Below are 21,978 nucleotides of genomic sequence, written 5' to 3' on the forward strand. Positions count from 1 at the left end.
CCCGCGCCACCCCTGCCCCCGGCCTCCGCGCCGGGGTTCCCGGGCCGCCCGGGAACCCCGTCCCGGTCGGCTCCGCCGCGCTGGCAGAATTGACCCGTGATCGACGCACGACGGCTGCGGACCCTCCGGGCCGTGGCCGACCACCGGACCGTGACCGCCGCCGCGGCCGCGCTCTACCTCACCCCCTCCGCGGTCTCCCAGCAGCTCGCCGCCCTCGAACAGGAGACCGGCCACACCCTGCTGGTCCGGGCCGGCCGGGGCGTCCGGCTCACCGCCGCCGGCGAGATCCTGCTCACCCACGCCGACGCCGTCCTCGCCCAGCTCGAACGCGCCGAGGCCGACCTGGCCGCCTACAGCTCCGGCGCGGCCGGCGAGGTCACCGTGGCCGCCTTCGCCACCGGCATCGCCCTCGTCCTCGCCCCCGCCGTCACCGCCCTCGCGGACACCGCCCCCGACCTGCGGGTGCGCGTCCTGGACGCGGAGGGCGACGCCAGCCTGCCGATGCTGCTCGACGGACGCGCCGACATCGCCGTCGCCGTCGAGTACCGGGGCGCGCCGCGCCCCGACGACCGCCGCCTGACCCGCCTGCCGCTGTACGCCGAACCCTTCGACGCCGTCCTCCCGCTGCGCCACCCGCTGGCCGCCGGGGACGGGCCCGTCGCGGTCGCCGACCTCGCCGCCGAACCCTGGATCGGCCCCTACCCCGGCAACCCCTGCCACGACGTGGTCCTGCTCGCCTGCGAGCACGCGGGGTTCCAGCCGCGGCTGGTCCACTCCTCCGACGACTTCCGCGCCGTCACCGCGCTCGCCTCGGCCGGCGCCGGGGTCGCCCTCGTCCCGCGCTCCGCCCTGCGCGGCGCCGAACTCGCCGCCGTCGCCGTCCGCCCCGTCGACAGCGCCCTCGCCACCCGCAGGGTCTTCGCCGCGACCCGGGCCGGGGCCGAACTCCACCCCCTGATCAGCCCGGTCCTCACCGCCCTCGCCGAGGCCGCCGCCCCCCTCGACCACCCGGCCTGACCGCCCCGCGCCCCGCCCCTCCCGGATAACCGGTCGAACGTCACCCCTCCCACCCGCTAGTTTCCGTTCCCGAACCGACCGGGGGGGGAGGCCCGAAATGCCGCACGAGCACGAGCACGACCAGCTCCACGACCAGGAACACGGCCACGACCAGGACCAGGACCGGCGACCCGACGCCGAGCAGCGCGCCGCCCGACGGGCCGCGCTGGTGGCCCGCATCCGGGCGGCGAACGCCGAGACGCTGGAGAGGCTGGCCGAGCTGTGAACGCGCCCCACCAGCACACCACCGACCACCTGGACGAGGACGACATCGCCTACCTGTTGGGCGACGTCGCGGTGGTCCGCGAGCGCTCGCTGCTGCGCTCCGCGCTCGGCCGCCCGCAGTCCTCGGCGTTCGGGGCGGACGCGTACCCGGACGCGTGGACCAAGGCGGTCGCGCTCGGCGAGTCGCTGGCCCGCAACCACCCCATGACGGACCGGAACAAGCGCACCGCCTTCGAGTCGATGCTGCTCTTCCTCGACTACAACGGACAGCCCTACACCGACCCGCAGCCGGACGACGCGGTCGCCTTCATGCTGCGCCTGGCCCAGGGCGGCTACCGCGACCGGTTCGACACCGCGGTGGCCGACCTCCGCCGAATCCTCGGCGCCGCCGCCGACCACCCCGACCGCCGCCGGGAGGGCGCGCGTCCGATGGGGTGAAGGACGGTCGACTGGTTTGGGTACGGCCCATCACTCCGGCCAGGATGGCGGATGTGACGCACGGTCAACTGTGCGTCGCTGAACGTCATCGCCGATCGGGGCGGCCCGCCGGGCCGCCAGAGGGGTTCCCCATGTCCGTCTCCCGCGTGCTCCGCGTGCGCTGTCCGTGCTGACCTCGACCGCGCTGCTGAGCACCCTCGGGCTGGCCGCCGCGCCGCTGCCCACCGCCTCGGCCGCCTCCTTCGTGGTCAGCGAGGCCCAGTTCAACAAGATGTTCCCGAACCGGAACGCCTTCTACACCTACAAGGGCCTGACCGACGCCCTCGGCGCCTACCCCAAGTTCGCCAACGCGGGCAGCGACGCCGTCCGCAAGCGCGAGGCCGCCGCCTTCCTGGCCAACGTCAGCCACGAGACCGGCGGCCTGCGCTACGTGGTCGAGCAGAACACCGCCAACTACCCGCACTATTGCGACACTTCGCAGCCCTACGGCTGCCCGGCCGGGAAGAGCGCCTACTACGGCCGCGGCCCGCTCCAGCTCAGCTGGAACTTCAACTACAAGGCCGCCGGCGATGCCCTCGGCATCGACCTGCTGCACGACCCGTGGCAGGTGGAGAAGAACCCGGCCACCGCCTGGAAGACCGGCCTGTGGTTCTGGAACACCCAGAGCGGTGCCGGCCGGACGACCCCGCACGACGCGATCGTCAACAACAAGGGCTTCGGCGAGACCATCCGCAGCATCAACGGCGCGCTGGAGTGCGACGGCAAGAACCCGGACGAGCGCAACGACCGGATCAACCTCTACAAGCAGTTCGTCGGCGTCCTCGGCACCGACGTCGGCGGCGGCAGCCTCTCCTGCTGACCCGCCGCCCCGCACCCGGCCGGGGCGCCCGCCGGGGGCCCGCTCGCCCCGGCCGTCTCCTCCGACACCGACGCGAATCGGCCGATCCACCACGTCCTGACTGCTCAACATCCGTCCTGGCATATGCTGCCGGGTGGCCAGGGACCACCACCACCCACCCTCGCAGGAGTGCCCGATGAGCGATCACCAGACCGACCCCGGTGCGACCCCGATCCCGATCGGCGTCGTCGGACTCGGCGACATCGCGCAGAAGGCGTACCTGCCCGTCCTCACCGCCCAACCCGGCATCGACCTGCGCCTGATGACCCGCGACCGGGCCAAGCTCGACCGGATCGGCGACGCCCACCGCCTCCCGTTCCGCACCACCGACCTGGGCGAACTCATCGACTCCGGCATCCGCGCCGCCTTCGTCCACGCCGCCACCGACCAGCACGTCCCGATCGTCGAGGAACTGCTCACCCGCGGCGTCGACGTGTACGTCGACAAGCCGCTCGCCTACGACCTCGACGGCGCCCGCCGCCTGACCTCCCTCGCCGAGCGCACCGGCCGCTCCCTGATGGTCGGCTTCAACCGCCGCCACGCCCCCGGCTACCTGCTCGCCGCCGAGCGCCCGCGCGACCTGATCGTGCTCCAGAAGCACCGTGAGGGCCTCCCCGAGCGCGCCCGCACCCTGGTCTACGACGACTTCATCCACGTCGTCGACACCCTGCGCTTCCTCGTCCCCGGCGAGATCGAGCACGTGGACGTCCGCTCCCGCACCCGCGACGGCCTGGTCGAACACGTCGTCCTCACCCTCGCCGGCCACGGCTTCACCGCCCTCGGCCTCATGAACCGGGTCTCCGGCTCCACCGAGGAGATCCTCGAAGTCTCCGGCGCCGACTCCAAGCGCGAGGTCCACAACCTCGCCGAGGTCGTCGACCACCGCGGCCAGCCCACCGTCCGCCGCCGCGGCGACTGGGTCCCCGTCGCCCGCCAGCGCGGCATCGAACAGATCGTCCAGCACTTCCTCGACGCCCTCCGCGCCGGCAAGACCCTCGACGCCACCGACGCCCTGCGCACCCACGAACTCTGCGAACTCATCGTCAACCGCATCGAAACCGACCCCAGCTGACCCCGCCCCGCCCACCTGGACGCCACCGACGCAGTGACTGACTCCCCGTCAACCACCTTGCAGAAAACGGGATGCGGACTGCCGTGGCCCGGGCTAGGTTGATCCGATGCGCCTGACGAAGTACGCCCACGCCTGCGTCCGGATCGACTCGCCCGACGGGGAGCGCTCCGTCCTGATCGACCCGGGCTGCTGGACGGAGCCGGAGGCGTTCAAGGGCGTCCGGGCGGTGCTCTACACGCACGCGCACGCCGACCACGTCGACGACGGCCTGCTCGCCGCCGCCCGCGCCGCCGACCCGGGCCTGGAGGTCTACACCCACCCGGAGCTCGCGGCCGAGCTCGCCGGGCACCCCGCCCTCGCCGGCCTCCCGCCCACCGCCGTCCGGGCGGGGGAGGGCTTCGAGGCGGGCGGCTTCGCGGTGCGCGCGGTCGGCGGGCGGCACGCGCAGGTCATCGACGGGTACCCGGACTGCGCGAACCTCGGCTACCTGGTCGAGGGCGTCTACCACCCCGGCGACGCCCTGCACGTCCCGCACGGCCCGGGGGAGGACGTCCGCGCCCTGCTGCTCCCGGCGTCCGGCCCGTGGCTGAGCCTGCGGGAGGCGATCGAAATGGTGCGCGCCATCCGCCCGGAGCGCACCTTCCCGATCCACGACGCCAACCTGAGCGCGATCGGCGCCGAGAACTTCGACGGCTGGCTCGGCGGGGAGGCGGCCACCCGTTACGCCCGGATCGCGCTGGGGGAGTCCGCCGTCCTGGACTGACACCGGCCCCCCGATCACCGTTCCCCGGTCACCGGCCCGGCGACCGCTCGATCACTGGCCCATCACGTAGCGGACGGTCGGGCCGGTGGTCCAGCCGCCGTCCACCGCGAGCTCGGCGCCCGTGATGTAGGAGGCCGCGTCGGAGAGCAGGAAGACGGTGGCCGAGGCGATCTCGGACGCCTCGCCGACCCGGCCCATCGGAGTGTTGGGGTAGTTGCCCTCACCGCGCCGGATGCCGGTGGACGCCGTCATCGGGGTGTAGGTCATGCCCGGGTGGACGGAGTTCACCCGGACCCGGTCCACGCCCAGCTCCACCGCGCCGATCTTGGTCAGCCCGCGGACGCCCCACTTGGACGCGCCGTAGCCGGCCGTCAGCGCCAGGCCCATCAGGCCGGCCGCCGAGGAGATGTTCACCACCGAGCCGCCGCCGGCCTCCCGCAGCGCCGGGACGACCGCCTTCATGCCGATGAACACGCCGGTCAGGTTGACGTCCAGGACCTTGCGGAAGTGCTCCACCGACTCCTCGGTCAGGAAGCTCCCGGTGGAGATGCCCGCGTTGTTCACCAGCCCGTGCACCGCCCCGAACTCGGCCTGCGCGTACGCGACCACGTCCGCCCAGTCCTGCTCCGAGGTGACGTCGTGGTGGCGGTAGCGGGCCCGCTCGCCCAGCGCCGCGGCGACGGCCGCGCCGTCCGCGTCCAGGACGTCGGTGATCAGCACGTTCGCCCCCGCCTCGACCGCCTGCTTGGCGGTCTCCGCGCCCAGGCCCGGGCCCCGCCGGTGATGACGACGGTATTGCCGGACAGCTCACTCATGACTTGCTCCTTGCTCGCTCGCCCCGCAGGGCAGACGCCCCGCGGGCGCTCGTTCCAGTGGTACGTCCTCCGCCGACACCCGACACCCGACACTCGGTGCTCGGTACTCGGCGGCGGGGGTCAGGGCACCGGCGCGGTCAGCAGGCCGGTGCAGACGGAGACGAGGTCGGCCAGGTACGCGCGGTCCTCGCTCAGGGTGGGCTCGCCCTCGGCCAACTGCCGGGCGCGCTCGGCGAGCGCGGCCCCGATCAGGGTCAGCGCCAGGTCGATCCGCTCCAGCCGGACGGGCTCGGGCGCCAGCGCGACCAGCGGCTCCTCCAGCGCGAGGATCAGCCGCCAGTACAGGGTGCCCGCGAGCCCGGCGTGCGGACGCCGCTCCCGGATGCCGCTGCGGTGGCTGACCTGGGTGGAGATCCGCAGGCAGTCCCGGCCGCGCTCGGTGCGCAGCTCGGTGGACTCCGCGTCCACCAGCGCCCGAGCAGCTCGCCCAGCCCGCACCCCTCGGGCCGCGGCAGCCGCTCGGCGAGCGCCCGCTCGGTGCGCCGCTGCCGCTCGGCCATCACCGCGTCCAGCAGTCCCTCGCGCGAACCGAAGTGGTACTGCACCGCGGACGGGTTCGCCTGCCCGGCCCCCGCACCACCTCGCGCAGCTGCGCCCCGTGCACGCCCCGCGCGCGAACGCGCGCTCCGCGGAGCGGATCAGCCGCGCCCGGGTGGAACCGCCGTCGCCGTGGTCGTCATCGACCGGTTCGGGGCCGCTCCCGGCGGCCTTCGACTTCCTCGTCATGCCGCCACATTAATACTCGACATTATTAATGTCGAACATTAGGGCAGTTGGCGGAGCCCGCTACCCGTCCGTGTGTCGTCTGGGAACTCGCTGGGAACCCCGGCGCGCGGCAGGAGGAATCTCCAAGCCGCAGTTGCTAGCTTCGTGACGCATGATCGACTCGTCCCACCTGGCAGCCCGGTCACGCTCCCTGGCGCTCCACCTCCTGTCCCGGCTCAGACTCCGCCACCTCGCCTGGCCGCTGTTCGTCGTGGCGTTCTGGCGCTACCTGGTCGTCTACGGCCTGCCGTACGCCAACGACGTGGTCTTCCTGTGGCTGATCGCCGCCCTGATCGCGGCGTCCGTGCACAGCGGCGGTCGAAAGGGGTGGCTGTACGTCCTGCGCGACTGGGTCCCGGTGATGGCCGTGGTCTGGACGTACTCGCTGCTCCGGGGCTACGGCTCGCACACCCCCTGGAAGCCGCACTACGCCCCGCAGCTCGCCTTCGACAAGGTGCTCGGCTTCGGCGAGACCTGGACCGTCCGGCTCCAGGACTGGCTCTACCACCCCGGCCGGCCGCAGTGGTACGACTACGCGGCCGTCACCGTCTACATGTCGCACTTCTTCGCGGTGTTCGTGATCCTCGCCGTGCTGTGGAAGCGCAACCACGCCCGGTTCCGGCACTTCCTCGGCTGCTACCTGGCGATCACCGCGATCGGCTTCGTCACCTACGTGCTCTACCCGGCCGACCCGCCGTGGCTGACCGCGCTGGAGGGCCACATGCCGGCCGTCAGCCGGGTCGTCTCCACCGTCCTCGACAGCAGTGGTCTGCACCGGGCCGGCACCGTCTTCGAGAACGGCAGCAAGTTCGCCAACGACGTCGCCGCGATGCCCTCGCTGCACGCCGCCTACCCGATGATGATCGCCCTGGTGTTCTGGCCGAAGGCCGGCCGCACCCTGCGCGTCCTGCTCGCCGCGTACCCGCTGGCGATGGCCTTCACGCTGGTCTACGGCGCCGAGCACTTCATCATCGACATCCTGGTCGGCTGGGCCTACGCCTGGGCGATGGTCACCCTGGTCAACCGCTTCATCGCCCGCCGCGCGGCGGCCCGGGCGGTGCGGGAGGCGGCGGCCGCCCCCGCCGTCGAACCGATCCCGACCGTCCCGGTCGGCTGAGGGCGCTCCTCCCCGCTCCCGCGGGCCCCGGCCCCGGCCCGGCAAGGTGGTGCCGGACCGGGGCCCTTCCACGTCCCCGGCCCGCCGCCGCCATCGTCCGCCGCCGCCGTCCGCCGTCGCGCCCGGGAAGCCGCCGACGAGACCCTCCGGAGGCGGCTGAGCGGATGCCGGGAAGTCGCTGGGCTTTCCCTGTGAATCGAACTGTCCCGCGTTCGCGCCGATGGGCCGCCCGGGTGAACCTGACGTCCCGTCAGGGGTGGCGGCTCCGAGGCGATCCGGCGGGAGCGGGGAAGGCTTTGCCAATCCGTGGCGGAGTCTTGTTGCGCCCCCGGGTAGCGTCGTGCGGAACACCGCAGGAGGACCCGCCATGGCCGCACCCCACGCTCCGTCAGCGCCCGGCGCGCGCCCCCGACCCGCCGGCGGGCCGACCGGCCGATGATCTCCGGCCATCTCGCCGCACCCGTCCTGTGGGCGGTCCTGACGCCGCTCGGCGTCCTGCTCTCCGGTGTCGGCCTGGCCTCCACCATTCGCATCCGTCCGGGCACCGACCGCCCCCGCGACCACCTGCTCGGCCCCCTGCTGATCGCCACCGGCATCCTGGTCGCGGGCTTCGGTCTCTGGATGCTCTAAAGCCCCGCCACCCCCCCCGCACACCCACGGACGTGGCTCGACCGCAGCGACGGTACTCAGCCGCCGCCCGTGACCCGATCGCCGTCCGAAGCTCGGTCGCCGATGCCGGTCCAGCCGAACCCCGACCGCCACTCCGTCCGCCCGCGCGACCAGCCGACCAGCGCGTTCACCACCTCGGCGAGGGAGAGCGTCGGGGTCCGGTCGTGCTCGGCGGGTGCGCCGTCGCGGTACTCCACCGGGTAGACGCCGTTCTCCTGGAGACGGACCTGCGCGTACCGGTCGCCCGCCGGCTCGTCCGGGCCGAACCGTTCGACGATCAGGGGGATTCGCCCCGCTGCATGTTCGCCACCAGCCGGCTCAGGCCGGCCGGCCCCGGGTCGCGCATCGACAGTCCGCGCTCGGTCATCGCGTGAAGCCTGCGTGGAGCATGCCGCACCTCGCCGACAACGGCCCCGCCGGGGGCAACGGGAACGCGCCACCCGCTCCGCCTTGGCCCCGAGCCCCACCCCTGATCCCCTCGTCCTCCGCCGACCAAAAACAAGCACGCGTGCTTGATTTGTCTTCAGGTTGCTGCCACGCTCGGTCCCGACCGGACGCGCTCCGTTCCCGGTCGCCGCCGTCAACGGCGGCCGGGAGCGGCGGAGTTGGGGAGGTTTCGTGCTGCGGATCGGCAATGCTTCGGGGTTCTACGGAGACAGGTTCGGCGCGTTCCGCGAGATGCTGACCGGCGGCCGCTGGACGTGCTGACGGGGGACTACCTGGCCGAGCTGACCATGCTGATCCTGGCCCGGGACCGGCTGCGCGACCCGTCGCTGGGGTACGCGCGGACGTTCCTGCGGCAGGCCGAGGAGTGCCTCGCCGAGGCGCTCGACCGCGGGGTGCGGATCGTGGTGAACGCGGGCGGCCTCAACCCGGCCCGGCTGGCCGAGGCGCTCGGCGAACTCGCCGCCCGGCAGGGCCTCCGGGCCCGGATCGGCCACGTCACCGGTGACGAACTCCTCCCCAGGGCAAGCGAGTTCGGCTGGACGGAGGAGCGGAGCCCGCACCGTCCGCTGCTGGCCGCGAACGCCTACCTGGGGGCGTTCGGCATCGCCGAGTGCCTGCGCGCGGGCGCGGACGTGGTGGTGACCGGCCGGGTGACGGACGCCGCGCTGGTGGTCGGGCCGGGCATCGCCCACCACGGGTGGACGCCGGACGACCTGGACGCGCTGGCGGGAGCCGTGGTGGCGGGCCACGTCCTGGAGTGCGGGGCGCAGGCGACCGGCGGGAACTACGCGTTCTTCACCGAGCACGACGTCGACCACCCGGGCTTCCCGATCGCCGAACTGCACGCCGACGGCAGCAGCGTGATCACCAAGCACCCGGGCACCGGTGGCACGGTGACCCTGGAGACCGTCACCGCCCAACTCCTGTACGAGACGGGCGGACCGCGCTATCTCGGGCCGGACGTCACGGCCCGGCTGGACACCGTGACGCTCACCGCGCAGGGCACCGACCGGGTCCGGATCGACGGCGTGCGCGGCGAGCCCCCGCCCGCCACCCTCAAGGTCGGGCTGAACCGGCTCGGCGGTACCGCAACGAGCTGGCGTTCGTCCTCACCGGCCTGGACGCCGACGCCAAATCCGCCCTGGTACAACGGCAGTTGAACCGGGCGCTGGCCGCCGACCCGCCGACCGAACTGCGCTGGACCGAGACCCGCACCCAGCACCCGGACGCCGACACCGAGGAACGCGCCAGCACCCTGCTCCGGCTCACCGCCCGCGACCCGCAGGAGCGCCGGGTCGGACGCGCCCTCACCGCCGCCGCCGTCGAACTCGGCCTGGCCGGCTACCCGGGCTTCCACCTCACCGCCCCGCCCGGCCGCCCCAGCCCCTACGGGGTCTTCGAGGCAAGGGAGTTGGACCAGAAGGCAGTCGACCACACCGCCCACCTGCCTGCCGACCGCCTGCCTGCTGACCGCCTGCCTGCTGACCACCTGCCCGCCGCCAGCCTGCCCGCCGTCCACCCGGCCACCGGCCGACGTATCTCCATCCCGCCCCCGACGGCCACCACCACCCGCCAACCCCCGCTCCCGCCAGTCCGGTTGCCGCCACCCCCGCCCCCCGGCCCGACCCGCCGCGCCCCGCTCGGCCTGGTCGCCGGAGCCCGCAGCGGCGACAAGGGCGGCGACGCCAACCTCGGCCTCTGGGCCCGCGACGAAGCCGGATGGCCCTGGCTCGCCCACACCCTCACCGTCGCCAGACTGCGCGAACTCCTCCCGGAGACCGCCGAACTGGAGATCGAGCGCCACCTGTTTCCGAACCTCCGGGCGGTCAACTTCACCCTCCGCGGCCTGCTCGGCGAAGGCGTCGCCGCCCAGGCCAGGTTCGACCCCCAGGCGAAGGCGCTGGGGGAGTGGCTGCGCTCCCGCCACCTCGACATCCCGGAACCCCTTCTCCCATCCGTCCGGCCCGAGCCCCCGGAGGCCCCGCTGTGACCGTCCTGCCCACCCGGCTCGACCCGGACGCGCCCGAGTACGCGGCCAACCGCGACGCGATGCTCGCCAGACTGGCCGACCTGGACACCGAACACGCCAAGGCGCTGGCCGGCGGCGGATCCAAGTACCTGGAACGGCACCGCGGTCGGGGCAAGCTCGCGGCCCGCGAACGGATCGAGCTGCTGCTCGACCCGGACTCGCCGTTCCTCGAACTCTCCCCGCTCGCCGCCTGGGGCAGCCCGTACCAGGTCGGCGCGGCACTGGTCACCGGCATCGGCACGGTGGCCGGCACCGAGTGCGTGATCACCGCCAACGACCCGACCGTGCGCGGCGGTTCGTCCAACCCGTGGACGCTGCGCAAGGCCCTGCGGGCCAACGAGATCGCGCTGCGCAACCGGCTCCCGCTGATCAACCTGGTCGAGTCCGGCGGCGCCGACCTCCCCAGCCAGAAGGAGATATTCATCCCGGGCGGCGCGCTGTTCCGCGACCTGACCAGGCTGTCGGCGGCGGGCATCCCCACCGTGGCCGTGGTGTTCGGCAACTCCACGGCGGGCGGCGCATACGTGCCGGGGATGTCCGACCACGTCATCATGGTCAAGGAGCGGGCCAAGGTGTTCCTCGGCGGCCCGCCGCTGGTGAAGATGGCCACCGGCGAGGAGTCCGACGACGAGTCGCTCGGCGGCGCCGAGATGCACGCCCGCACCTCCGGCCTCGCCGACCACCTCGCCCTCGACGAACCCGACGCCCTGCGCCTGGCCCGTCGGGTCGTCCACCGCCTGCACTGGCGCAAGTCCGGCCCCGAACCAGCGCGTCGCCCCGAGCCGCCCGAGTACCCGGAGGACGAACTGCTCGGCATCGTCCCCGGCGACCTCAAGGCGCCCTTCGACCCCCGCGAGGTGATCGCCCGGATCGTCGACGCCTCCGACTTCGACGAGTTCAAGCCCCGCTACGGCACCAGCCTCGCCACCGGCTGGGCCACCCTGCTCGGGTACCCCGTCGGCATCCTGGCCAACGCGCAGGGCGTGCTGTTCAGCCAGGAGTCCCAGAAGGCCGCCCAGTTCATCCAACTCGCCAACCAGCTGGACCGTCCGCTGGTCTTCCTGCACAACACCACCGGCTACATGGTCGGCCGGGAGTACGAGCAGGGCGGCATCATCAAGCACGGCGCGATGATGATCAACGCGGTGGCGAACAGCACCGTCCCGCACCTCTCCGTCCTGATGGGCGCCTCCTACGGCGCCGGCCACTACGGCATGTGCGGCCGGGCCTACGACCCGCGCTTCCTGTTCACCTGGCCGAGCGCCAAATCCGCGGTGATGGGCCCCCAGCAACTCGCCGGCGTCCTCTCCCTGGTCGCCCGCCAGTCCGCCGCCGCCAAGGGGCAGCCCTACGACGAGGAGGCCGACGCCGCGATCCGCGCCGCCGTCGAGCAGCAGATCGAGACCGAGTCGCTCCCGGTCTTCCTCTCCGGCCGCCTCTACGACGACGGAGTGATCGACCCGCGCGACACCCGCACCATCCTCGGCCTCTGCCTGTCCGCCATCCACAGCGGCCCGATCGCGGGCGCCGATGGTTACGGCGTCTTCCGCATGTGACACCCCGTCACGGTTGCAGCGCCCCGCAACCGTTACACCCTCTCACCATCGCAAGGGTGCCTCGCTGCTGCACCTGCGCGCAACCGTTAGACCCTCTCGCGATTGCAGCCTCTCACAACCGTGACACCCTCTCACCACTGCACCAGCCTGCAACTGCGAGCACCTCTCACCGCCCCACCCCACGACCTCTCCGCCCCCACCCCGCTACTCCCGCGAGAAAGCGAACTGACGGATGATCACCTCCCTGCTGGTGGCCAACCGAGGCGAGATCGCCCGCCGGGTCTTCCGCACCTGCCGCACCCTCGGCATCGCCACCGTCGCCGTGTACGCCGACCCGGACGCCGATGCCCGGCACGTCCGGGAGGCCGACACCGCCGTCCGGCTGCCCGGCTCCGCGCCCGCCGACACCTACCTGCGCGCCGACCTGCTGGTCCGGGCCGCCCTCGACGCGGGGGCCGACGCCGTGCACCCCGGGTACGGGTTCCTCTCCGAGAGCGCCGACTTCGCGCAGGCCGTGCTGGACGCCGGGCTGCGCTGGATCGGCCCGCCGCCCGCCGCCATCGCCGCGATGGGCTCCAAGACCGCCGCCAAGCGGTTGATGGCCGCCGCGGGCGTCCCCGTCCTGGAAGTCGGCCCCCATCCCGCCGAGGCCGACCTGCCGTTGCTGGTCAAGGCCGCGGCGGGCGGCGGCGGACGCGGCATGCGGGTGGTGCGCACCCTCGCTGAACTCCCCGACGCGCTGGCTGCCGCCCGGGCCGAGGCCGCCGCCGCGTTCGGCGACGACGAGGTGTTCTGCGAGCCCTACCTGCCCACCGGCCGGCACCTGGAGGTGCAGGTGCTCGCCGACACCCACGGCACCGTGTGGGCGGTCGGCGACCGCGACTGCTCGCTCCAGCGGCGGCACCAGAAGGTGATCGAGGAGGCCCCGGCCCCCGGCCTCGCCCCCGAGTTGCGGACCCGCCTGCACGCCGCCGCCGTCGCCGCGGCCCGCGCCGTCGGCTACCAGGGCGCCGGCACCGCCGAGTTCCTGCTCGCCCCCGACGGACGCCTCGCCTTCCTGGAGATGAACACCCGCCTCCAGGTCGAACACCCCGTCACCGAATGCGTCACCGGACTCGACCTGGTCGCCCTCCAACTCGCCGTCGCCGAAGGCGAACGACTCCCCGCCGACCCGCCCCCCACCCGCGGCTGCGCGATCGAGGCCCGCCTGTACGCCGAGGACCCGGCCCGTGACTGGCAGCCCGCCACCGGACCGCTGCACCTCCTCGAACTCCCCGGCACGGACGTCGAGTTCGCCACCCTCCCGAGCCCGGCCGGGCTGCGCCTGGACGCGGGGGCCGGGGCCGGTGACCAGGTCACCGTCCACTACGACCCGATGCTCGCCAAGGCCGTCGCCTGGGCCCCCACCCGTGCCGCCGCCGCCCGCCGCCTCGCCGACGCCCTCGCCCGCGCCCGCCTGCACGGCCCCACCACCAACCGCGACCTGCTGGTCCGCGCCCTGCGCCACCCCGACTTCCTGGCCGGCCGCGTCCACACCGCCCTGCTCGCCGACCACCACGCCGAACTCACCGCCCCCGACGGCAAATCCACCCCCCTCGCCGCGCTCGCCGCCGCCCTCGCCGACGCCGCCGACCGCCGCGGCCCCCTGCGCGAACTCCCCTCCGGCTGGCGCAACCTGCCCTCCCAGCCGCAGGCCAAGCGCTACCGCGCCGCCGACGGCACCGAGTACGACGTCCGCTACCGCCTCACCCGCGACGGACTGCGCGCCGACGACCACCCCGACGTCCAACTCCTGCACAGCACGCCCGAATCCGTCGATCTGGCGATCGGACCGCTGCGCCGCCGCTACCGGATCGCCCGGTACGGCGACCAGGTCTTCGTCGACGCGCCCACCGAGCACCACACCCTGACCGCCGTCGACCGCCACCCCGCCCCCACCGCCCCGCTCGCCCCCGGCACCCTGCTCGCCCCGATGCCCGGCACCGTCGTCCGGATCGACGCCCGGCCCGGCGAACGCGTCACCGCCGGCCAAGTCCTGCTCAGCATCGAGGCGATGAAGATGGAGCACCGGGTCACCGCCCCCGCGGACGGCACCCTCACCGACCTCCCCGCCACCCTCGGCCGCCAGGTCGAAACCGGCACCGTCCTCGCCGTCGTCCGCCCCGACCACTGACCCCGCCCCGCCGCCACGGCCGTGCCCCGCCGCCACCGCGCCGCCACCCACGACAGACAGGACCCCGCCATGCCCACCCCCCTGACCCCGTCGACCTCGCTCACCGACACCGAGGACCAGCGCGACCTGCGCGCGGCGGTCGCCGCCCTCGCCGCCCGCTACGGCCGCGACTACTTCCAGCAAAAGGCCCGCGCCGGAGAGCCGGTCCGCGAACTCTGGTCGGAAGCCGCCAAGTTGGGCTACCTCGGAGTCAACCTCCCCGCCGCGTACGGCGGTGGAGGCGCGGGCATCGGTGAACTCGCGACCGTCCTGGAGGAGTTGGGCGCGGCCGGTTGCCCGCTGCTGATGCTGATCGTCTCCCCGGCGATCTGCGGCACCGTCATCGCCCGGTTCGGCACCGACCCGCAGAAACAGCGCTGGCTGCCCGGACTCGCCGACGGCACCGCCGTCATGGCCTTCGGCATCACCGAGCCCGACGCGGGCTCCAACTCGCACCGCATCTCCACCGTCGCCCGCCGCGACGGCGCCGACTGGCTGCTCACCGGCCGCAAGGTGTTCGTCTCCGGCATCGACCAGGCCGACGCCGTCCTCTTCGTCGCCCGCACCGAGGACGCCCGCACCGGCAAGCTCAAGCCCGCCCTGTTCGTCGTCCCGCGCGACACCCCCGGCTTCGAGTACCGGCCCATCCCGATGGAACTCACCGCCCCGGAGAAGCAGTTCCAGGTCTTCCTGGACGACGTCCGGCTACCCGCCGACGCCCTGGTCGGCGACCAGGACTCCGGCCTGCTGCAACTCTTCGCGGGCCTCAACCCCGAACGCATCATGACCGCCGCCTTCACCCTCGGCATCGCCCGCCACGCCCTCGACACCGCCGTCTCCTACGCCCGCACCCGCACCGTCTGGGACCGCCCCATCGGCGCCCACCAGGGCATCGCCCACCCCCTGGCCCAGTGCGCCATCGAGGTCGAACTCGCCCGCCTGATGACCCGCAAGGCCGCCCAACTGTACGACGCGGGCGACGACCTGGCCGCCGGCGAAGCCGCCAACATGGCCAAGTACGCAGCCGGCGAAGCCTCCTGCCGCGCCGTCGACCAGGCCGTCCAGACCCTGGGCGGCAACGGCCTCACCCAGGAGTACGGCCTGGCCGCACTCATCACCGCCACCCGCGTCGGCCGGGTCGCCCCGGTCAGCCGGGAGATGATCCTCAACTACGTCGCCCAGCACACCCTCGGCCTGCCGCGCTCCTACTGACCCGCCCCACCCGCCCGGGCGCCACCACCCCGATCACCCGACCCCACCATTCGCCACCACCACCCGCCACCACCACCCGCCACCGGCCACGCGGAGGGCACCGCCGTACTCTTCCACCAGCCCCGCGCCCGGGAACCGGAAGCCCGGACGGACCCCCGACCGGGCCCGAGCCGCCCATCGACCGGAAGGACCCCCGTGAGTGACGCCGATCTCGCCCGTCAGGCCGCCGAGCTCGGGGCGGAGGTGGTGCGGAGCCGGGCGTGGCAGGGCGTCGAACGCCAGGACAAGGGCGGCGGCGACTTCGCCACCGCGGTGGACGTGGAAGCGGAGCGGGCCATCCTCGACCTCCTCCGTGCCGCCCGCCCGGACGACGCGTTCACGGCGGAGGAGAGCGGCCGCACCGGCGAGCCCGACGCCGCCCGCCGCTGGCTGGTCGACCCGCTGTGCGGGACGCTCAACTTCGCGGTGGGCACCCACCTGGTGGCCGTCAACGTCGCGCTCCAGGAACACGGCCGGACGGTCGCCGCAGCCACCGCCGACCCGTACACCGGCGAGACGTACTGGACCGACGGCACCCGCGCCGCCCTCCGCCACCACGGGGAGGACACCCCACTGGCACCGTCCGCGGACTCCCGGCTGGTCGACCTCAACCTCGACCCGCCCTACCCGAACGCCCCCGCGCTGCGCGTCGCGCGCCTGCTCACCGACGCCGACTTCGAACGCGCCTTCCGCCCCCGGGTGGTCTCCAGCACCCTCGCGGTGGCCTGGGTCGCCGCCGGCCGCCGTGCCGCGTACCTGACGGACGGGCAACTGGCGGGCAGCGTCCACTTCGCAGCCGGCATCGCGCTCTGCGAGGCCGCCGGCTGCACCGTCACCGACCTGCGCGGCAAACCGGTCCACCGCGGCGACGGCGGCCTGATCGCCGCGGCCGACGAGGAGACCCACGCCCGCCTGCTCGACCTGATTACCCGTCAGGAGAACCCCGGCGTACGCCGGTAAGCCGGGCACGCGCCCTGGCGGCTGGTCGGCCACCCCCGGCACGCTTGCACCGCGACCGCGATCGCAACGTCATCTCCCAGCCATTACGTCCAATTACCCATGTATCGTCCACTCTCATTAGCAATAGGCACTCACATCTGCAATAGCCTCTCGCGCGCGTAACGACCTGTCGCATCTATGAGTGCCAATCGCACCGGCAATACCCACCCGCACCCCGCACCCCGCACCTCGCGACCGCACCCCCGCGATCGCGCCCGCGCCCGCCGAGCCGCCCGGAGGCCCGCATGGTGTTCCACAGCGACTACCCACCCGTCCCCCCGCTCGACCTGCCGATCCACGACGCCGTCCTCGACGGCTGCGCCACGGGCGAGCACGCCGACCGCCCGGCCCTGATAGACGGCCTGACCGGGCGCAGCGTCAGCTACCGGGAGTTGGAGACGGGCAGCCGCCGGGTCGCGGCGGGGCTCGCCGAGGCCGGGTCGGCAAGGGTGACGTGGTGGCGCTGTTCAGTCCGAACTCGATCGCCTACCCGCTGGCGTTCTACGGCACCACCCGCACGGGCGCGACGGTGACCCCGGTCAGCGCGCTGGCCACCGCCGAGGAGCTGGCCGGGCAGTTGCGCGACTCCGGTGCCCGCTGGATCATCACCGTCGCCGCGTTCCTGCCGGTGGCCCGGCAGGCGGCCGCCGAGCACCCGGTCGCCGAGATCTTCGTCTGCGACGAGGTCGAGGGTCACCGCTCGCTCGCCGAGCTGGCGGCCGGCTCGGCCCCGGAGCCCGCCCCGTCGATCGACCCGGCCACCGACCTGGCGGTGCTGCCGTACTCCAGCGGGACGACCGGCCTGCCCAAGGGCGTGATGCTGACCCACCGCTCGGTGTCCACCAACCTGGCCCAGGTCGACGCGCTGCTCGGCCCCCGCCCCGGCGAGCGCACCCTGGCTGTGTTGCCGTTCTTCCACATCTACGGCCTGACCGCCCTGCTCAACCGCCCGCTGCGGGCCCGCGCCACCATAGTCGTGCTGCCCCGCTTCGACCTGGAGCAGTTCCTGACGGCCATCCAGCAGCACCGGATCGAGGCGGTGTACGTGGCCCCGCCGATCGCCCTCGCGCTGGCCAAGCACCCGCTGGTCGACCGCTTCGACCTGTCCTCGATCCGCTACGTGCTGAGCGCCGCCGCCCCGCTGGACGCCGAACTGGCCGCCGCCTGCGCCCGCCGCCTGGGCCTGTCGCACCTGCTGCAGGGCTACGGCATGACCGAGCTGTCCCCGGGCACCCACGTCCTCCCGCCCGGCGACCCGAACCCGCCGGTCGGCACCGTCGGCCGCCTGGTCCCCGGCACCGAGCTGCGCATCCGCTCCCTCTCGGCCCCGCACCACGACCTCGGCCCCGGCGAGGACGGCGAACTGCTGTTCCGCGGCCCGCAGGTGATGCGGGGCTACTTCGGCAAGGAGTCCGAGACCTCCGCGACCGTCGACCCGGACGGCTGGCTGCACACCGGCGACGTCGGCCACGTCGACGACGCCGGCTACCTGTTCGTGGTCGACCGGGTGAAGGAGCTGATCAAGTACAAGGGCTACCAGGTCGCCCCGGCCGAACTGGAGGCGGTACTGCTCACCCATCCGAGCATCGCCGACGCCGCCGTGATCGGCGTCGGCGACGCCCACGGCGCCGAGCACCCCAAGGCGTACGTGGTGCCCGCGTTCGGCTGCGACCTGGCCGAGCAGGAGGTGATCGAGTACGTGGCCCGCCGGGTCGCCCCGTACAAGAAGGTCCGCGAGGTGGAGTTCCTGGACGCGGTGCCGAAGTCCGCCAGCGGCAAGGTGCTGCGCCGCGAACTGCGGGCCCGCGGCGCGCAACCGGACCGGCACCCCGCCGACGGCGCGCAGGGCGCGGGAGCGACGACGCACGGGAACGGCGACGCGTAGGAACGGCGACGCACGGGACGGCGGCGCACGAGGCGGCGACGTGGAGGAACGACCGCGCACGGGAACGGCGGTGCGCGAAACCGGCGGTGCATAGGATCGGCACCCGGAGCCCGCCCGCGCAGACCAGGAGCCGCCGATGACGACCAGCGCACCCGCCGCCCGCACGCCCCGGCAGGACCGCAGCCGCGCCACCCGCAGACGGCTGCTGGAGGCGGCGGTGGAGTGCCTGGCCGAGGTCGGCTGGCACGGCTCCACGGTGCTGGTGGTCGCCGAGCGGGCCGGGGTGACCCGCGGCGCCGCCCAGCACCACTTCCGCACCCGTGAGGACCTGTTCACCGCCGCCGTCGAGCACGTCGCCGCCGAGCGCCTGGCCGCCGCCCTGGCCCGGGTCGAACAGTTGCCGCCGTCCGGCCCGGCCCGGACCGAGGCGGTGGTGGAGATGATCGTGAGCCTCTACACCGGCCCGCTGTTCCGCGCCGCGCTGCACCTGTGGGTGGCCGCCGCCACCGAGGAGCCGCTGCGCAGCCGGATCACCGGCCTGGAGAACCACATCGGCCGGGAGGCGCACCGGGCCGCCGTCGAGTGCCTGGGCGCGGACGAGTCCGCCGCCGGCGTCCGGGAGACCGTCCAGGCCACCCTCGACCTGGCCCGCGGATTGGGCCTGGCCAACCTGCTCACCGACGACGGCCCGCGCCGGGCCGGCGTGGTCCGCCAGTGGTCCCGCCTGCTGGACGCCGCACTCGCCGGCTGACTCGGCCCGCCCGCCCGGGCCGCCGTCCCGGCCCGCCCGCCCGGGCCGCCGTCCCGGCCCGCCCGCCCGGGCCGCCGTCCCGGCCCGCCCGCCCGGGCCGCCGTCCCGGCCCGCCCGCCCGGAGGTCCCACCCGGAGCGCCCGCCCGGCCCCCGCCCCCGCTCGACGCCGCACCGCGGACCGGCAGTTGGGAGTAGCACTCTTGCCCGAACCGGTCCGAATCCAGCACACTCGCATCTTCGGTCCGACCGCCCGCACGACCACCAGTCGCCAGCGTGCGGCGAGCCGTGCAGTCTGGTGGAAGCCGGAACGACCGGCAGAACCGGGGAAGGTACCGGGCAGGTGGCCAACTGAGCACGCACGGGTTCGAACAGAAGCCCGGCCGCGACGCGGCGGGTGCCGCTTCCGCGCGCCTGGCCGGGCACCGCCTGGTCCCGCTGGCCACCGCGCTGGTCCAGGGGGACGGCCGGATCCTGCACTGGAGCCAGGAGGCCGAGGCGCTCACCGGCTGGCCCGCCGACGAGGCGATCGGCGCGCACCCGGTCCGGCTGCTGCTGCCCGAGCAGGAGCGGGCCGCCGCCGAGCGGCTGTTCGAGCGGCTGGTCGCCGGGCGCGGCTGGTCCGGCACCCACCCCGTACGCCGCCGCGACGGCTCCACCGTCGAGCTGGAGTTCCACACCTACCCAGTGGCCGGCCCCGACGGCAGCACCCTGCTGCTGGCCACCGCCTCCGACACGCACGCCCTGCACGAGGTCGAGTCCGACCTGGCGATCCTGGACGGCTTCTTCGACCAGTCCCCGATCGGCCTGGCCGTCTACGACACCGACCTGCGCTTCGTCCGGCTGAACGCGGCGCTGGCCCGGATCAACGGCCTCAGCGCCGAGCAGCACCTCGGCCGCCGGCTCTCCGCCGTGCTGCCCGGCATCAACGCCGCCGAGATCGAGAACGTGATGCGGCAGGTGATCACCACCGGCAAACCGGTGGTCGACGCCCGCTCGTACGGCCGCGTCCCCGGCGACCCGCGCCGCGACCGGGCCTGGTCGGCGTCCTACTTCCGGCTGGAGGACTCCACCGGCAAGGTGCTCGGCGTCTCCTCCTCGATCATCGACGTCACCGAGCGCTTCCAGGCCGAGGCCCGCGCCTCCCGCGCCCAGGAGCGGCTGACCCTGCTCGCCTCGGCCGGCGCCCGGATCGGCACCACCCTCGACCTCAAGCGCACCGCGGAGGAGATGGTCGAGGCGATCATCCCGAAGTTCGCCGACTTCGCCACCGTCGACCTGCTGGAGCCCGTGCTGCGCGGCGAGGAGCCCGCCCCGATCCAGCCCGAGCGGGCCATCCAGGTCCGCGCCGTCGCGGTCGGCGAGGCGTACGGCTCTGGGCTGACCGGCGCCGCGGACACCGTCGGGGGCACCACCGAGTACGGTCCGAACCGGGTCTACACCCAGTGCCTGCGCAGCGGCCGCCCGCTGCTCAAGCCGCACGTCGACGAGGAGGTGCTGCGCGGCCTGGTCCCCGACCCCGAACGGGTCGCCCCCGGCATCGCGGCCGGCATCCACTCGTACCTGCTGGTGCCGCTGATCGCCCGCGGCATGGTGCTCGGCGGCGCCGAGTTCGTCCGCACCCGCAACCCCGAGCCGTTCGGCGCCGCCGACGTCTCGCTCGCCGAGGAACTGGTCGCCCGCACCGCCCTGGCCATCGACAACGCCCGGCTCTACCGGCGCGAGCGCGAGACCGCCCTCACCCTGCAGCGCAGCCTGCTGCCGCAGGAGATCCACCGCACCCTCGGCCTGGAGATCGCCCACCGCTACCTGCCCTCCAGCGTGGTCAGCGAGGTCGGCGGCGACTGGTTCGACGTCGTCCCGCTGTCCTGCGGGCGGGTCGCCCTGGTGGTCGGCGACGTGATGGGCCACGGCATCCGGGCCGCCGCCACGATGGGCCAGCTGCGCACCGTCGCCCGCACCCTGGCCACCCTCGACCTGCCGCCCGAGCAGGTCCTCGGCCGGCTCGACGAGACCGCCTCCGCGATCGGCGAGGGCCAGTTCGCCACCTGCGTGTGCGCCGTCTACGACCCGGTCGACCGCACCGTGGTGATCTGCTCGGCCGGCCACCTGCCGCCCGTCCGGGTCGACCCCGACGGCACCGTCCAGGTCATCGACCTGCCGCCGGGCGTCCCGCTCGGCGTCGGCGGCGGCGCCTTCGAGTCGATCGAGTTCACCCTGCCGCCCGGCGCCACCTTCGCGCTCTACACCGACGGCCTGGTCGAACGCCGCGGCCGCGACCTCGACGAGGGCATCGACCTGCTCGCCCGCACCCTCGCCGCCCCCGGCCGCACCCTGGAGGAGAGCTGCGACGCCGCGCTGTCCGCCCTGGTCACCGACGGCACCGAGGACGACATCGCGATGATCATGGCCCGCGTGCTACCCGTCCCCGCCGACCGGATCGCCACCCTGCTGCTGCCCAGCGAGGGCCCGCTGCCCGCCCGCGCCCGCCGCTTCACCCGCGCCACCCTGGACGCCTGGGGTCTGTCCGGGCTCACCGACTACGCCGAACTCGTGGTCAGCGAACTCGTCACCAACGCCCTGCTGCACGCCGACGCCCCGCGCCGCCTGCGGATCTTCCGCGACCGCACCCTCACCCTGGAGGTCTCCGACGCCGGCGGCCAGCCGCCCCGGCTGCGCACCTCCGCCGAGGAGGACGAGGGCGGCCGCGGCATCCACCTGGTCAGCGAACTCGCGCACCGCTGGGGCAGCCGCCCCACCCGGCACGGCAAGGTGGTCTGGGCGGAGATCGAACTCCCGTACCGGGCCGGCTGACCCGCCCGGCCGGCGGCCACCACCCGCCCCTACGACGGCCACCCCCCGTACGACGGCCACTCACCCCTACGACGACCACCCGTCCGGACGACGAGCGCCTGCCCGGGTGACGGCCACCCGCCCGGACGAGGACCGCTCGCCCGGGCGGCGGGACTGAC

General features: G+C 74.1%; 16 protein-coding genes and 3 pseudogenes. 16 read left to right on the forward strand and 3 right to left on the reverse strand.

Features of this window, described 5'->3' with window-relative positions; all coding sequences use genetic code 11:
- Positions 1-96 precede the first annotated feature (96 nt).
- From QMQ26_RS34485 to QMQ26_RS34510, 6 genes are all read left to right on the forward strand, one after another.
- The gene (locus QMQ26_RS34485) at positions 97-1,017 is read left to right on the forward strand and encodes a LysR family transcriptional regulator (RefSeq protein ID WP_100838910.1); all 921 of its coding nucleotides are present in this window, start codon (positions 97-99) and stop codon (positions 1,015-1,017) included.
- 97 nt (positions 1,018-1,114) lie between these two features.
- A complete protein-coding gene (locus QMQ26_RS34490) occupies positions 1,115-1,282 on the forward strand; it encodes a hypothetical protein (RefSeq protein WP_282204054.1) in 168 nt (55 codons plus the stop codon).
- Complete coding sequence (locus QMQ26_RS34495) at positions 1,279-1,719, forward strand: type II toxin-antitoxin system death-on-curing family toxin (RefSeq protein WP_282204055.1); 441 nt, start codon at positions 1,279-1,281, stop codon at positions 1,717-1,719. Before QMQ26_RS34490 ends, QMQ26_RS34495 begins: the two co-directional genes overlap by 4 nt.
- 160 nt (positions 1,720-1,879) lie before the next feature.
- Positions 1,880-2,578, forward strand: a complete 699-nt coding sequence (locus QMQ26_RS34500) for a chitinase (RefSeq protein WP_404814236.1) — start codon at positions 1,880-1,882, stop codon at positions 2,576-2,578.
- Between the two features lie 175 nt (positions 2,579-2,753).
- On the forward strand, positions 2,754-3,689 hold the full coding sequence (locus tag QMQ26_RS34505) for a Gfo/Idh/MocA family protein (protein WP_282204056.1): 936 nt from the start codon (positions 2,754-2,756) through the stop codon (positions 3,687-3,689).
- Between the two features lie 106 nt (positions 3,690-3,795).
- Positions 3,796-4,452, forward strand: a complete 657-nt coding sequence (locus QMQ26_RS34510) for an MBL fold metallo-hydrolase (RefSeq protein ID WP_282204057.1) — start codon at positions 3,796-3,798, stop codon at positions 4,450-4,452.
- 51 nt (positions 4,453-4,503) lie between these two features.
- Here QMQ26_RS34510 and QMQ26_RS34515 read toward each other — a convergent pair.
- Both QMQ26_RS34515 and QMQ26_RS34520 read right to left on the reverse strand, forming a co-directional pair.
- Positions 4,504-5,267 (reverse strand): annotated as a pseudogene (locus QMQ26_RS34515) (glucose 1-dehydrogenase).
- A gap of 120 nt (positions 5,268-5,387) precedes the next feature.
- Positions 5,388-5,735: a hypothetical protein gene (locus QMQ26_RS34520; RefSeq protein WP_282204058.1), complete on the reverse strand. Its 348-nt coding sequence runs from the start codon at positions 5,733-5,735 to the stop codon at positions 5,388-5,390.
- Positions 5,736-6,204: 469 nt separating this feature from the next.
- Between QMQ26_RS34520 and QMQ26_RS34525 the strand changes: the two genes are divergently transcribed.
- Together QMQ26_RS34525 and QMQ26_RS34530 are read left to right on the forward strand one after the other, a co-directional pair.
- A complete protein-coding gene (locus QMQ26_RS34525; RefSeq protein ID WP_282204059.1) occupies positions 6,205-7,209 on the forward strand; it encodes a phosphatase PAP2 family protein in 1,005 nt (334 codons plus the stop codon).
- Positions 7,210-7,644: 435 nt separating this feature from the next.
- Complete coding sequence (locus QMQ26_RS34530) at positions 7,645-7,839, forward strand: hypothetical protein (protein WP_100838900.1); 195 nt, start codon at positions 7,645-7,647, stop codon at positions 7,837-7,839.
- A gap of 56 nt (positions 7,840-7,895) precedes the next feature.
- Here QMQ26_RS34530 and QMQ26_RS34535 read toward each other — a convergent pair whose 3' ends face one another.
- Entirely contained in the window at positions 7,896-8,075 is a 180-nt protein-coding gene (locus QMQ26_RS34535; RefSeq protein ID WP_282204060.1) for a hypothetical protein, read from the reverse strand.
- Between the two features lie 481 nt (positions 8,076-8,556).
- On the opposite strand from QMQ26_RS34535, the pseudogene QMQ26_RS34540 reads away from it, so the two are divergent.
- The 8 genes and pseudogenes from QMQ26_RS34540 to QMQ26_RS34575 all read left to right on the forward strand — a co-directional run bounded on the left by QMQ26_RS34540 (position 8,557) and on the right by QMQ26_RS34575 (position 21,820).
- Positions 8,557-10,315: pseudogene (locus QMQ26_RS34540) on the forward strand (acyclic terpene utilization AtuA family protein).
- Entirely contained in the window at positions 10,312-11,910 is a 1,599-nt protein-coding gene (locus tag QMQ26_RS34545) for an acyl-CoA carboxylase subunit beta (protein WP_282204061.1), read from the forward strand. Before QMQ26_RS34540 ends, QMQ26_RS34545 begins: the two are co-directional and overlap by 4 nt.
- A 232-nt stretch (positions 11,911-12,142) precedes the next feature.
- Positions 12,143-14,083: an acetyl/propionyl/methylcrotonyl-CoA carboxylase subunit alpha gene (locus tag QMQ26_RS34550; RefSeq protein WP_282204062.1), complete on the forward strand. Its 1,941-nt coding sequence runs from the start codon at positions 12,143-12,145 to the stop codon at positions 14,081-14,083.
- 69 nt (positions 14,084-14,152) lie between these two features.
- Positions 14,153-15,334, forward strand: coding sequence for an acyl-CoA dehydrogenase family protein (locus QMQ26_RS34555; protein WP_282204063.1), 1,182 nt, complete (start codon positions 14,153-14,155; stop codon positions 15,332-15,334).
- 195 nt (positions 15,335-15,529) lie between these two features.
- Entirely contained in the window at positions 15,530-16,333 is an 804-nt protein-coding gene (locus QMQ26_RS34560) for an inositol monophosphatase family protein (protein ID WP_282204064.1), read from the forward strand.
- Positions 16,334-16,617: 284 nt separating this feature from the next.
- Positions 16,618-18,257: pseudogene (locus QMQ26_RS34565) on the forward strand (4-coumarate--CoA ligase family protein).
- A 136-nt stretch (positions 18,258-18,393) separates the two neighbouring features.
- Positions 18,394-19,008 (forward strand): TetR/AcrR family transcriptional regulator, encoded by a 615-nt coding sequence (locus QMQ26_RS34570; RefSeq protein ID WP_100838892.1) that lies wholly within the window; start codon positions 18,394-18,396, stop codon positions 19,006-19,008.
- A gap of 286 nt (positions 19,009-19,294) precedes the next feature.
- Entirely contained in the window at positions 19,295-21,820 is a 2,526-nt protein-coding gene (locus tag QMQ26_RS34575) for a SpoIIE family protein phosphatase (protein WP_282204065.1), read from the forward strand.
- The last annotated feature ends 158 nt before the right edge of the window (positions 21,821-21,978 follow it).

Origin of the sequence: Kitasatospora fiedleri (genome assembly GCF_948472415.1) — a bacterium.
Classification (GTDB): domain Bacteria; phylum Actinomycetota; class Actinomycetes; order Streptomycetales; family Streptomycetaceae; genus Kitasatospora; species Kitasatospora fiedleri.